Source organism: Dyadobacter sp. CY343, assembly GCF_021390335.1.
Lineage (GTDB): Bacteria > Bacteroidota > Bacteroidia > Cytophagales > Spirosomataceae > Dyadobacter.
Genome location: NZ_JAJUXK010000001.1, coordinates 799,468 through 812,811 on the forward strand (window position 1 = coordinate 799,468; position 13,344 = coordinate 812,811).

At 45.3% G+C, this 13,344-nt stretch carries 10 protein-coding genes and 1 pseudogene; 3 read left to right on the forward strand and 8 right to left on the reverse strand.

The features are described 5' to 3' along the window. The first annotated feature begins 49 nt into the window (after window positions 1–49). On the forward strand, window positions 50–835 hold the full coding sequence (dapF, locus tag LZG94_RS03275; RefSeq protein ID WP_233790510.1) for a diaminopimelate epimerase: 786 nt from the start codon (window positions 50–52) through the stop codon (window positions 833–835). Between the two features lie 11 nt (window positions 836–846). Here the strand turns inward: dapF and LZG94_RS03280 are convergent, their stop codons facing one another. Both LZG94_RS03280 and LZG94_RS03285 read right to left on the reverse strand, forming a co-directional pair. Beyond that, on the reverse strand, window positions 847–1,146 hold the full coding sequence (locus LZG94_RS03280) for a rhodanese-like domain-containing protein (RefSeq protein ID WP_233790511.1): 300 nt from the start codon (window positions 1,144–1,146) through the stop codon (window positions 847–849). Window positions 1,147–1,155: 9 nt separating this feature from the next. After that, window positions 1,156–2,289: pseudogene (locus LZG94_RS03285) on the reverse strand (DEAD/DEAH box helicase); the annotation flags it as partial. Between the two features lie 165 nt (window positions 2,290–2,454). Between LZG94_RS03285 and LZG94_RS03290 the strand changes: the two are divergent. Next, window positions 2,455–3,297 (forward strand): hypothetical protein, encoded by an 843-nt coding sequence (locus LZG94_RS03290; protein ID WP_233790512.1) that lies wholly within the window; start codon window positions 2,455–2,457, stop codon window positions 3,295–3,297. A gap of 6 nt (window positions 3,298–3,303) precedes the next feature. Here LZG94_RS03290 and LZG94_RS03295 read toward each other — a convergent pair whose 3' ends face one another. Next, the gene (locus tag LZG94_RS03295; protein WP_233790513.1) at window positions 3,304–5,034 is read right to left on the reverse strand and encodes a M14 family metallopeptidase; all 1,731 of its coding nucleotides are present in this window, start codon (window positions 5,032–5,034) and stop codon (window positions 3,304–3,306) included. A gap of 14 nt (window positions 5,035–5,048) precedes the next feature. Then, window positions 5,049–6,206, reverse strand: a complete 1,158-nt coding sequence (locus LZG94_RS03300) for a lipase family protein (protein ID WP_233790514.1) — start codon at window positions 6,204–6,206, stop codon at window positions 5,049–5,051. 216 nt (window positions 6,207–6,422) lie between these two features. Here LZG94_RS03300 and LZG94_RS03305 point away from each other — a divergent pair, with 216 nt between their 5' ends. Beyond that, the gene (locus LZG94_RS03305) at window positions 6,423–7,688 is read left to right on the forward strand and encodes a sodium:proton antiporter (protein WP_215233548.1); all 1,266 of its coding nucleotides are present in this window, start codon (window positions 6,423–6,425) and stop codon (window positions 7,686–7,688) included. On the opposite strand, the gene LZG94_RS03310 is transcribed toward LZG94_RS03305, so the two are convergent. The 4 genes from LZG94_RS03310 to LZG94_RS03325 all read right to left on the reverse strand — a co-directional run bounded on the left by LZG94_RS03310 (window position 7,678) and on the right by LZG94_RS03325 (window position 13,343). Then, window positions 7,678–8,703, reverse strand: a complete 1,026-nt coding sequence (locus tag LZG94_RS03310) for a hypothetical protein (RefSeq protein WP_233790515.1) — start codon at window positions 8,701–8,703, stop codon at window positions 7,678–7,680. The two genes, LZG94_RS03305 and LZG94_RS03310, sit on opposite strands and share 11 nt — an antisense overlap. Before the next feature lie 5 nt (window positions 8,704–8,708). Beyond that, the gene (locus LZG94_RS03315) at window positions 8,709–11,393 is read right to left on the reverse strand and encodes a DUF3352 domain-containing protein (protein ID WP_233790516.1); all 2,685 of its coding nucleotides are present in this window, start codon (window positions 11,391–11,393) and stop codon (window positions 8,709–8,711) included. Window positions 11,394–11,404: 11 nt separating this feature from the next. Further along, window positions 11,405–12,148 carry a glycosyltransferase family 2 protein gene (locus LZG94_RS03320; RefSeq protein WP_215233545.1) on the reverse strand — a complete coding sequence of 248 codons (744 nt, stop codon included), beginning with the start codon at window positions 12,146–12,148 and terminating at the stop codon, window positions 11,405–11,407. Between the two features lie 73 nt (window positions 12,149–12,221). Next, entirely contained in the window at window positions 12,222–13,343 is a 1,122-nt protein-coding gene (locus LZG94_RS03325; protein ID WP_233790517.1) for an acyltransferase, read from the reverse strand. Window position 13,344 lies beyond the last annotated feature (1 nt).

Below are 13,344 nucleotides of genomic sequence, written 5' to 3' on the forward strand. Positions count from 1 at the left end.
TAAATAGACTGCCGGTTTTAACCGGCGGAAAAAGCCGCAGAACAGAACTATGAAAATCCCTTTTTACAAATACCAGGGCACCGGAAACGACTTTGTGATGGTGGACGATAGAAACCTACGATTTCCGGTTTCAAAGGAATTCATCGCCTCCATCTGCCACCGCAGGTTTGGGGTAGGCGCCGACGGGTTGATCTTGTTGCAAAATGCCGAAGGATACGATTTCAGAATGGTCTATTTCAATGCAGATGGGGGAGAAGGCAGTATGTGCGGTAACGGCGGCCGCTGCGTTGTCCAGTTTGCAAAAGATCTGGGCTTATTTACTGACACAACCAAATTTATCGCAGTCGACGGGGAGCATAAAGCGAGCGTCGAGGGAGATATTGTCAGGTTGAAAATGTCGGGTGTAAAGGATTTGGAGCGGTACGATGAGTTTGACTTCATGAATACGGGCTCGCCGCATTACGTGACCTATGTGGAAGATGTGACGGAAGTAGACGTCGTGAATATCGGTAGCGAGATCCGCTACGGTTCTGTCTATGGTCCGAAAGGCGGCACCAATGTGAATTTTGCAGAAATAATCGAAGATAATCACCTCAGCGTTAGGACTTACGAACGGGGTGTAGAGGACGAAACGTACAGTTGCGGAACAGGCGTTACCGCCTGCGCATTGTCAGCTCATTTAAGAAAAGGTTGGGAAAGTCCGATCAAAGTAGAAACGATCGGCGGATCGCTGGAAGTAGCGTATTCCAAAAACTCCGAATCCGGGTTCAGCGACATATATTTGATTGGCCCTGCTGTGAAAGTATTTGAAGGAGATTTACCTGCCGGGTCGTAAAACCTGGCAAGTTAATCTCCTAATATACCTCCGTGAACGTGCAGAATGCTTTTCTCAGACCATTCCGGTACCCGGCAATAATCCATGGCAGCTACTTTGCTGCGCACGCCATTCGTGCAAATCACAACTATTGTATTATAGCTATCTAGTAGCGTTCGTTTTTCGCGTATTTCCGCCAGCGGGATATTAATCCCTCCTTCATTAAACTCCTCAAATTCCCAGGGTTCACGCACATCAACGAGTACTGAACCTGATTCTTTTAGTAGTTCCAGTGCTTCTGATAAAGGAATATCGGAGTAACTGCGGCGCATTTATTTCTATAATGCGTAGGGATGATTGCTTTCAACAGGAATGTTTTTGGCGATCAGTTTGTGGATATCACGCAAAAACAGTTTCTCCTCCCGGTCGCAAAACGAAAATGCGATTCCTTTCGCTCCCGCCCGGCCCGTTCTGCCTATTCTATGCACATAAGTTTCTGGTACGTTAGGGATTTCGTAGTTGATCACATGCGTAAGATCGTCTACATCAATTCCTCTCGCGGCAATATCGGTCGCAACCAAAACCCTGGTAGTCTGGCTTTTGAAGTTCTTTAATGCATTCTGACGCGCATTCTGGGACTTATTACCATGAATAGCCTCCGAAGTAACGCCCGCTTTTCTCAGCACTTTTACAACTTTATCAGCACCGTGTTTGGTACGGGTAAAGACAAGCGCAGTCGAGATAGACTGGTCTTTCAAAATGTGCAGAAGCAGATTGTTTTTATCCGATTTATCAACAAAGAATACCGATTGCCTGATCGTATCGGCCGTAGAAGAAACCGGGGTAACCTCCACTTTAACCGGCTGAATAAGGATCGTATTGGCCAGCGCAACAATTGCCGGCGGCATTGTGGCTGAGAAAAATAACGACTGCCTTTGCTGTGGGAGAAGCTTGATCACTTTTTTAACATCGTGAACAAATCCCATGTCGAGCATGCGATCGGCTTCATCCAGTACAAAAAATTCAAGCTGATTTAACTTTATAAAACCCTGAGTAATAAGGTCAAGCAATCGACCAGGCGTAGCTACCAGGATATCAATACCCTTTCGCAATGCATCAGTTTGCGGTTTTTGACCAACACCTCCGAAAACCACGGTGTGTTTCAAGCCGGTATAGCGACCATACGCAGCAAAACTCTCGCCGATCTGGATCGCCAGTTCACGCGTGGGAGTTAATATCAATGCCCGAATTCGCTGTCTTTCCGCATTTCCAACTGGCTTATTATGAAGCAATTGAAGCATTGGTATTGCAAAAGCTGCCGTTTTTCCTGTACCGGTCTGCGCGCAGCCCAGCAAGTCTTTTTGGTCTAAAATAATAGGGATTGCTTTTGCCTGAATGGGGGTAGGGGTGTCGTAGCCTTCTTCTTTGAGAGCCTTTGTAATTGGCTCAATGAGGTTTAATTCCTGAAATGTCATTTGTGTTTTTTAGCGGCCGGGTTGTGACTTGCGGCCAGGATCATACTAATCGGCTTATAGCCGTCGGTATAACAGAACTTCGGGTTTTAACGTTCATTCAAAAAAATCAATCGGTTTTCCCTACTTTGTATAAATTTAGAAAAGAACGAACAACTAATTTCAGCCATGATCAAAAACGCTACATTAACCTTGCTGCTTTCCCTGGGAATTCTTGCCGCCAGCGCCCAGGATGTGATCGTCAAAAAAGACGGCAAGACCGTTGAAGGAAAAGTGACAGAAGTCGGCATTGACAGGATCACTTACAAAATCAGTAACTCTGAAAGCAGTGCCAATTTCGTGATCCTTAAAAGTGAAGTTTCCCGGATTGAATTTGACAACGGGCAGACCGTTTTCATCAGCGACAAGCTCGACCGCGGCCGGAGGAGAGGCCCGAGCCCACAGGAAAAACCCGTCAGCCCGCAGGATTCTGAGCCTTTGGGCGGGAATATGATCAATATATCGCCTTTTAAAGCTTTGGATAGCGGGCCGGGATTTGGCGTGAGCTACGAAGTCTTATTGGACAAAAAGGGTTATTTCGGTTTGTTATTACCGTTAACGATAACGATTCCGGGAACCTACTCCTATATGGATGTAAGCGACACAAACGGTTCATTCATGTTTTACGTGTCGCCCGGACTAAAAATCTATCCTTTTGGCCAAAGAAAAGTGACATACGCGGTTGGGCCCAGCTTGTTTTTCGGAAGAGGCGAAAGGTGGGACAATAGCGGCACTTACGATCCCACTACCGGAACGTATATTAATGGCGGGCGATCCAATACGATGACGAGAATGGGGTTAATTGTAAATAATTACGTGAATTTTCAGGTTACCCCTAAATTCCAGATCGGTTTGAATGGAGGGCTCGGTTCCAGGTTTGTTGACAGGGAAGCGTATTCTTCGAGAATTTCTTATACCAGGGGTTTGCAAATCACGGGCGAATTTAATTTCAGCCTCGGTTTTCGCTTTTGACAAACGCTATTTCATCACTCTGAAAACGGGATAACGCAGATATTCTTTCTCTCTGTACGCCGATTGATCGTAAATAAAGTCGAGCTGAGCATTTGCATCTTTTGCGAATTCCGGCTCGGCTTTTCTTTTTGCATCCAGTTTTGCTTTGAGTTCCGGCGATTTTTTGAGCAACTCCACAGCCAGGTCTTCAAACACATAGCCCGAATAATGTTCCTTCGCCTGCAAAATGGTATCGAAGAAATTCCATTTGAAAAACGAATCCACGGCTTTTGGTTCGAGCGTTTCGATAATGTATCTATTAGTCCATTGATTGACAGGAATATACCAGTCTCCTTTTTTGAAAGTAAGTGACTGATTTTCCTTTCTCAGAGAAACACTTGTGTGCCAGTTATGTCCCTCAAAAGGTGTTTTCGGCGACTCATAATTTTCAATATAATAGGTCTCAACAGCCATTTGAGTATCCCTGTCCAGCTGCTTCATTTCGACTTTATTCAATTTCAGCAATGCAATCACATTGTGCCAGCCTTGTGGGATAATATAAGCCGCTGGTTTGGTCACTTCGTCGAGCGGCACGTAAGTATCGTAAAACGGAATTGTTTTGGTAAAAGGCTTTGTACGGTCGTAGCGCAGTCTTTTTTCGCCGCTTACCTCGCTTGTCACATATTCAGGTTCGTAACCTTTAAACTCTATCTGCGTATTCTTTTCTTTGTTAACCTGCCAGGTAATCGCAAATTTTTCCTGCGTTTTCACCGATTCCTTGGTCTCTTTCCGAAGTTTCAATAGCTGCTCCCGATTCGTAGCCAGGAATTTGATATTTCCGTGCAGATATGCATAAGTTGACTTAACCCGCTGATCATAAGGCTTCAACATGTGAGTTTCTGTCATAACTCCGATTGTGTGAAACAAGGCCGCGTAACCTGTTGAGTACCTCGGCCAATCGGGAAACTGGACGAAACCTTTATCCGGAGTTTGTCCCCACGAATTCACATAAGGCGTCGCTTCATAGCCGGCTTCTTTGAGGTGCTTGTACATATAAGGCAGAAAAACTTCCTCGTTGAACGTTCCCAGCTGGCCACCCAGCTTGTCTTTCTGCGCATAATCCAGCGTCATTACATATTGATAATCAGCTCCGTTGCTCACGTGCGTATCGGCAAAAAGATCAGGATCCAGCTCGTGAAAAATAGCGGCAAAGCTTCGCGCATTCCGGGTATCACTTTTGATGAAATCCCGGTTCAGGTCATAATTTCGGGCATTTCCCCGAAAGCCATATTCTTCCGGCCCGTCCTGATTGGTGCGTGTGGTACTGTTCCGGTTCAATGCGCCGCCGATATTGTAAAATGGAATAATAGCCAGGACTACATTTTCCAGTTCAGGAAATTTGCCCGGATTGGTAGCAATATCTCTGAGCAGCAACATCGACGCGTCGACACCATCCGACTCTCCGGCGTGTATCGCATTGTTGATCAGCAAAATAGCCTTGCCCTGACTTTTTAATTTCCTGATATCAAATTCTTTATTTTTTGAATACAATACCACATGAAGAGGCAGTCCGCTGTCAGTAGGACCTTTTTCAGTGATCTGGATTTGCGGGAAATTTTTAGCCAGCTTTTGATAAAAAGCAATACCCTCCTGATATGTCGGAGTTTGCTTCCCGCCACTTAGCTCAAAGCGGGTTTGATACTGAGCGGTCGCTGGAAAATAGAGAAATAAAGTTAGAGTAAAAGCAAAAAAGCGCATTGATACAGGCTGAGTTAGTATTTGTATTTATCCATCAAATAGAGATAGGGCTCTGTAAGATGGTGAACGAAAATGGTTTTCTTTGAGTCTGGGAATTTCTTATAATACTCAGCGTCAGGCATTAACATAATCGTTGGCCCGATCCTGACATAGTTGCTGGTCTTCGCGTAAACCGGCGGCTGAAATTCAGGGAGTACTTTCTGAACCGACTTCGAAGCGTAATTTCCAAGATACTTCATATAGTTCCGCTGCGCCTTCATGCTCGGATTCCGCATTTTCTTATAGGCGTGTTTCAAAGCAATTCTGGCAATCAGCTTCTGCTTTTTCACCACCGCGTCGATATTCTGAAAAGGATTTGTTTCATTAAAATCGTCCAGCGTTTGCACCGAGAACGGAACTTCGGGGATCCAGTCGGCTGCATTGATAACCGTATAGCCCCAGCCTCCGTCGACCAAATGCTCGTATTCATAGGCATAGTACGTATTGCCCGCCTTCGGAGCCGCGCTGCAATAGGTTTTGAAACGAATATCCTTTGGAAGTTTTCCCTGTTTTTGAAGTGAATATAAATGTGAAGTAAGCAGAAATGCGATCGCGCCGCCCTGGCTGTGGCCCATGATCAGAAATTCACGTGTGCCTGTTTTATAGGAAGAGTCGATTTTCGGAACAATATCCCTGGCCAGAAACGCGGTTCCTGCCAGCCAGCCAATATGTACAGCCGCTTTCGGGTGATCGGCCAGATCGTATTGAAATGTAAAGGAATTGCTCAGTTTCAACTCTCCTTTGGCAGGTACCATCGCGGCGTAAAAGTTTTCAAGCCAGCCCACCGGCTCCTGCGTAGTACCCCGCACATTGATCGCCGCAGTTGTCGCATTCTTCCGCCACAAACCCCACTTATTATCAAGTCCCATCACCGCCGACTGATACACCTGCTGGAACTGTGTCGGTTTGGGCGTAATAAATTTCGGGCGTGTTGTATCCGTTTTAGTCGAATCGTACAGGAGCACGTGCATGTAGAAAAGCTCCTTGTACTCCGCTTTGTCAAAGCCGGGGCGGAGTGCGGGGCTCAATTTTTGCTGGGCCATTGCCGGGCTGAGAAGTAACAGACAAATGACGAGACACATTTGCGATCTGCGCGGGTACCCGGACAAAATCAGTATCAGATGGTTTTTCATGAAGTGCAGTCAGGTCAGATATGCTACCAATTGGCAATCTTAAATGTAGGAAAGAATCGGGTGAAATGGTATTCTCAGCTCATTCAGGTTACACAAAGTGCCCAAATCACATCTTTTTAAAGACATTAGAATACCTTTAGAATCGTGTTCACGAGGATGTTTTGCTTGGAATACCCTTTGCCAATTCGCTATTTTTGACTAGCCTAAAAATATTTCATGGAGTTATATTATTCATTTTCAGTTCTCATCGTTCTCTCAGCAATCTTTTCCTACATCAATGCAAGGTTCCTCAAACTGCCTGCGTCAATTGGTGTAATGGTCATCGCGTTACTCGTTTCAATCGGGCTGATTGCGACTGATAGTATGTTTCCGCGCATATTTCTGCGCATTTCAACCCTCATTGCCAGCGTCGACTTAACCGAAATTTTAATGGGCGCAATGCTGAATTTTCTGCTATTCGCCGGCGCTATCCATATTCACCTGGAAGACCTTCGCGAGCAGCGACTTCCGGTAATCGTATTTTCGACTGTCAGCGTGGCGATTTCCACATTTGTGATCGGATTTCTGATGTTTTATCTGCTGCCTTTTACAGGTATCCAAATTCCTCTGATCCAGTGTCTCGTATTCGGCGCGCTGATTTCTCCCACCGATCCGATCGCGGTTTTGGGGATTTTGAAACAGGCGGGCGTACCCAAATCACTCGAAACAAAAATCGCCGGCGAATCCCTTTTTAATGACGGGATGGCGGTTGTGGTTTTCATTCTAATGCTCGCAATGGCGAGAGGGGAGGAAGTGAACACATCTTTCAGCGGTATTTCCATGTTACTGATCAAAGAAGCGCTCGGCGGGATCGCACTGGGCGTGGTACTTGGATTTATCGGATCTCAAATGATCTATCGAGTCGACGGCTATAATGTGCACGTTTTGATCACACTCGCGATCGTAATGGGCGGGCACCTGGTTGCGCAGGCTATGCACATGTCAGGTCCGCTGGCGATGGTCGCGGCAGGTTTGGTTGTGGGTAATTATGGTAAAAATCTGGGTGGCGTTTCGGATATCGAGCGCGACTATATCGACAAGTTCTGGGAGCTGGTGGATGAGATATTGAATGCTATTCTATTCCTGATCATAGGTTTTGAGCTCCTTCTGATCCCCGATTTGAAACAATATGGTTGGGCAGGTATCATCGCGATTGTAGTCGTGCTGCTTTCCAGGTTTATCTCCATTTATATTCCTGTCAAACTGATCCCGTTCCGGACGAAGTTTGGCAGAAAATCGATCACAATCCTGGTTTGGGGTGGCTTGCGCGGAGGTGTATCCATTGCGTTGGCGCTATCGATCGACAATGAGTTGAACAAGGAAATCCTGCTCGCTATCACCTATTTCGTCGTATTGTTCTCTATTATCGTGCAAGGTTTGACAGTCGGGAAATTGACTGCGAGAATGAGCAATGCAGAAGAGGCAGCTGCGGCTAAGGAGTAGTTGCTACCATTCGGTTAATCTCAGTATTTACTTTGTTGAGCCAGAGAAATTGGCCCTCGCAAGTCCAGTGCGAATCTCCTTTCAAATAAGAATGCCGGCCCATTTGGCGAAAATCAGCCAATACATCAATGGTCGGCATTGTCAGTTCAGGGTGATTATAAATGCGCTCAATCAGTCGGTTGTAAATACCATATTCCGGCTGCAATACAGAAACCTTATTGGGAATTATTGAGAGAAATACATGCTCAAAGCCCAGTGAATCGGCGAATTGGGCAGAAGTGTTGAGGTGGTTGACTATCGAATCAATTTCACTATCCTCCGCTGGCGTAAATGAAGAAGTGATCCCGGAAGTATCGGTATCCATATAAAACACCATATCCTGATCATCATTCACCAGCGTGACTGATTCGTTCACCCGGCGAAAAAGCTTGTATTGCAGATCAGCCTTCCATTCTTTAATAGTCAGGAAAAAATCATTTTGAAACAAAAACGCATCTAGACGATCGCGGGTAAAAGTACCGTTAAAAGCATTGTCCAGCTGCGTCATATAACCCGGCGGATCTACCACGGAAATGAAAGTAGCAGTGTCCGGGATCAGGACCTGGATAGGCGCGACCATTTTTTGGCGGAAATGCCGCTCCACCGATTCGATCAGAAGTATATTTGTCTCGGTAGTATCAAGCTTAATATGCAGATAGTCAGCCCAATGTACCCGCGTGTATTTGTCTGCTACAAAATCGCTAGGGCCTACGCGCTCCTTTTCTGAAAAACTGTCGCCGATAATATATAGGTGGACTTTTTTTGAATGCGGGGTGCGGGCCGGGGGCGTGTAACCTGTGCAAGTATCTTTCGGATCTTTGAATGCCGACAAATTGGCCAGCCTGTAAAGATCACCATATTGATATCCGTCTTTGATCCATTGCCATTCACCCACCTTGGTAAGCAGGTATTGACTTTGGCCAACTGCCCAAATCAGGCATCCAACAACCAATACGACATATTTCAATAGCTTCATTCCTGTCATCGCAACTTTACAGACCAAACCTGAATTTTCTTCTCCGATCTGCTGAATATCAATAATTTATAATAGCCTGGCTGATAAGTGAGGCGCACCGGCATTTCGGAAGGAATCGCTTTGTCGCCCAGTCTCTTGCCGCTCATGTCGAAAACCGTAGTATAGTTGCCCGATTTGATCGTGATAAACCGGTTATCCACCCCAAAGAAATGGTATTGGATTACCGAATTCGGCAAGATATCCTTGATCTCGAACAGATCTTTTCCGTCTTTACTAATGATCGCAATTTTCGAGTTCACAGACCTTACTAATATCCAATCCAGCGAGTTACGGTCCGCTACGATCTTAAACGAAGAGCCTGGCTCCGGCCGCAACAGCTGCCTGCGCGAAGTCACTTTTCCGTCCATATTAATAGTGACTAACTCTCCCGACACACTGGCGCCCACAATCTCAGGTTGCCCGGTCGCCGGGTCCTGCGTCCAGGTAAATGCACTTTCCGACCTTGTCAGAATGTCGACCGGGAAGTTCTGCCGCACACTGCCGTTCTCCCTCAGTACATAAATTTTTCCATTCTTCTGGGTAACGATAAAGCCTTTGTTCCCGATCTGGTTCAATGCGATCACCGGTCCCTGGATATTCTGAAATGCGACCGAACTATTAAGCCTTCTCACCGGCTTGCTGACACTCTCCCAAATAAACAGTTCTTCGGCGGTAGTCTTGATAATGAACCGGTTACTGCCGTCATCCCCACCGTCAATCGCGTACAATGCATTAATATCTGCCGACGAAGGCAGGATCCCTTTGAAAGTAGTTACAACCGTTGAATCATCTTCGTCCAGCGCATAAACTGTCCTGGAAGTAGCAAATATCCGTTGCTGCCTGCCAATGTTCAGGAAATCGACTTTATAGGAGTTCGTCACAATCGGCCCATCCAGTTTCGCGATCACTTCGGTTTTTCCTTCGCGTAAGTTGTTGGTTCTGTGAAGATTATTTTGTTTGTCTGTCAAAAGTATCTCAGAACTTCCATCCACCGGATTTTGCAGCGCAGTCAATTCTGTGTCAAACAGATCCGGCCACTCAATATCGATATTCAGGAAAGTCCGGTTAAGTACTTTGCTGGCGGTCTGGCGTTTTTTGGGTGTAAAAGTGATTTCAGGAAATGCATTATCCCCATTATACCGGCATTGGAAAGTAACCGATTCCATTTTTGAGATCAGATCCGAATATTTCTTAAAACCTTCGTTTCCAGCTCTGGTCTGCGCTTTTCTCAGGTTGACGATCACCGAAAGTTGCGCTTCGCTATTAGTTTTGGTTAAAATACTATCGTATTCCGGCGATTGTTTCCAGGTGATCTGGTTTTCATAATCGACAATATAATTCTGCAAAACCTGTGAGTTGTTACTGATCACCAGATAAGGCGCGATGTAAGTGAAGTAACTTCTCGGAAACCCAGGAAACATCGGTCCATAAAGACCCGAAGGAAGCTCCGGAATGGGTACCGAGTAAATGTCGTAACCCTGGTACTGATCCACGGAAGCATTGCTCTCAGAATTTGACAGCCGCGCCAACTTTTGAAGCACTGGCCTTAATTTGTCATAATTTGAAAATTCAGCCAGCAATATCTTCCCGTCACTGATACTGTTATTCTCTTCGAGTTGACACAAAATGAGCTCAGAACCCAGGTTGTCGATCAGCAGGTTGCTTTCGGCCGAAATGTAATATTTCAACTTGTCCCAGGCCGGCGACTTATGCTTTTTGTGCCACTTTAAAAATTCCTTTTTAAAAGCATCTTTATCAACCACCGCTGAGCGATACAGAAAGGAAGTTTGCTGTGAAATATGCTTGTGGCCAGCAAATGGAACGCCGGGAATATCTTTCAGGATATTGGCCATATAATAGTCAGGCACATCTGCGCCCAGCGATTTCAATGTCAGGTTTCCTTTTTTGGAAAGCTTCGATTCAATATGAAAGTCCTGGTAGCTCGGGAAATTTCGGGCGAATTCTGTGTAGATACCTATCGCATTGTCAGGCGAAACAACCGATTTCCAGGCGTCGTTGCGCAGATAAATGCTGGTACCGAAGTCAGAATCGTCGATACCCGAGAATTTTGACCTTAACCGGAAAGATTGAATGCTCAATGAAGAGGCGCGTATTGCATCCTCGATCAGATCACCATAGTAACTGACGATCAGCAAATTATCTTCCACCAGATAGGAGAACAGTGGCCGTGAATTGCGGTCGACGATATCGGTAATGCGGCGGTTCTGGAAGTTGTGGTGGAGCGCCCGGATATTTGGATTCTGTGGGCTCGATAGCCAGGTTTTTTCCTCCTCAGTTACCGGAATATACATCAATACCCCCCATTCCGTGCTGGTACGCGGGTGATAGGAATAGGAAACTGTTTTTGCTTTGAGAAAATTATGCAGCTTTTTCTTATCGGTAGCGAACAGATTCAGCAGTGAAAGGTTATCACTGGCTACATCTAGCAGCGGCAGGCGCTTAATGTCCATTCCCGCCTCGGTAGCCACATAAGTGGAATCCTGTAAATGCTCACTCGTAATCACCACGACTGCATTGGTAGGAATAAACTTCCACGCAGCCGTAGACCCGCGGGTCCATTTATATAAGAAATATCCTGCTGACGCTATGACGACAATCAACAGGACTATTATAAAGTTCTTTTTTGACACCAGCTTATTTGTTAAGCACGTATCGCCCTAACTTTTTTGTTCAGTTCGAGACGAAAACGCAACAGTTCCTTGAAGCTTCGGATACAAACTTTCCACAAGTTCCATTTCACGATCGAAACGGTTCCGGTTTCCCGGTCTTTGTGCGTAATAGGGATATCAAATAATTCCTGACCCGACTTTTTCGCCATTACCGAAAGAAAAATATTGGGTGCAAAAGGCTCAGGGTTGGGCAACTGGTTCATCAGTTTTTGCAGGAAGCTTCCTTTTATCAGACGGAAAGGGATATTGCTGTCCATAATGAAAGTACCATACACCGTTGATATCGTTCCGCGAAGAAATTTGGTAATAAAAAGGCGCACACCTGCATCGTGACGCACTTCCCGATATCCCAGAATAAACTGCGATTGCTCGCGTTTTTCCCATAACTTCTTAAAATCGTCGGACACGAACTGATCGTCACTGTCGGTCTGAAAAACATATTCAGAGTTCAGTTCCAATGCTTTACGATAACCATTTACCACTGCATTACCGTGTCCGCCGTTTTTCTGGTTGATCACAGTCAGGTTGGAAACTTCTTTTTCCAGTTTATCCAAAAGTACTTTTGTATTGTCTTTGGAACCGTCGTTGATTACAATCAGGGTTGTATTGTCGTTTGGAAAAGTCTTTTTGAGGAAATCTGTCCAATTATAAACTACTTTTTCTATACAATCCTGTTCATTGTATGCGGGCATTACTATACTGAGACGGTATGACATGCAGAATTTTATTTGGTATGGTTGTGCGAAATTAATAAATAAAGCCTGTAACCGGTATACGCCGATTGATTATTTACTTTGCGTACCTGTCCTTCAATGCATTGATCGGCTTTTCAAAAAAATGCCAGGATAAGGACGCTACTGCCACAGTTAAGGCCATGACAACCAGGGCTTCAAAGGCCACTGAACCTTTTAAATCGGGTACATATTGATATATCTTGTTAAATAAACGCACCGTCGGATGCATTGGACCACTATGGAAATGGTTGTAGACGAAATTATGATAGAGGTATAAACCGTAACTGATCTTTCCGAGGTAAATACTCACCGGATTTTCCAGAAAAGCGGCCATTAATCCATTATATCCCATCACCGCCCGTCCTATCAGGAAAAACCCAAAAATGGACGATATTGTTCTGTCAAAAACGACAAACGAAATATTGAAGCGGTTATCGAACGATTTAGACCATACCTGTAACAAAATCCAGGCCAGCAGTGCTAAGACGACGGGCCACGTTTTACTAAAAAGCTTACTAAAAAAATCGTTCTTGTAAACCTGCAGCCACGCCATTAACCCGCCCAATGCAAATGAATCCAGGCAGGCTGGTGTACTCACATACGTCACGATCCAATCGTCAATACCAAATTCCTGGTTTGCATTGAAATAATACAGCCGGAACAGAATGCTCAGTACGCCCATAATTCCCAATACGGGAATGAGCTTGTTTTTCGGGACAAAGAATATCAGGAAAGGGAAAAACAAATAAACCTGCTCTTCCACGGCAAGTGACCACAAATGGTCCATAGAGCCCATCCAGGTCTTGTTGACCGCCATGTAGATATTAGTCCCGTACAAAGCCAGCCAGCCCACCTGCTCACGCACCGGAGGCACATTGAAAATGAATAGCAGCAGGATCACGAGATAGTATACAGGAAATATCCGTATTGTTCTTCTAATGAGGAACTTACTCAAATATTTTCCGAAGCCGCCTGGTACATTTATGTTCTTATCTCTGCTTTTTAACAGAATCCTTGAAATTAGAAATCCACTTAAAACAAAGAATATGGTAACTCCCGTTGCGCCCACAGGCACGGAGTTAATTTCTACAAAAAGATGCTCAACAAGGACCAGCGCAATCGCAATGAAACGGATTCCGTCCAGCTGAATAATATGTCCCGACGAATTTGTACGCATG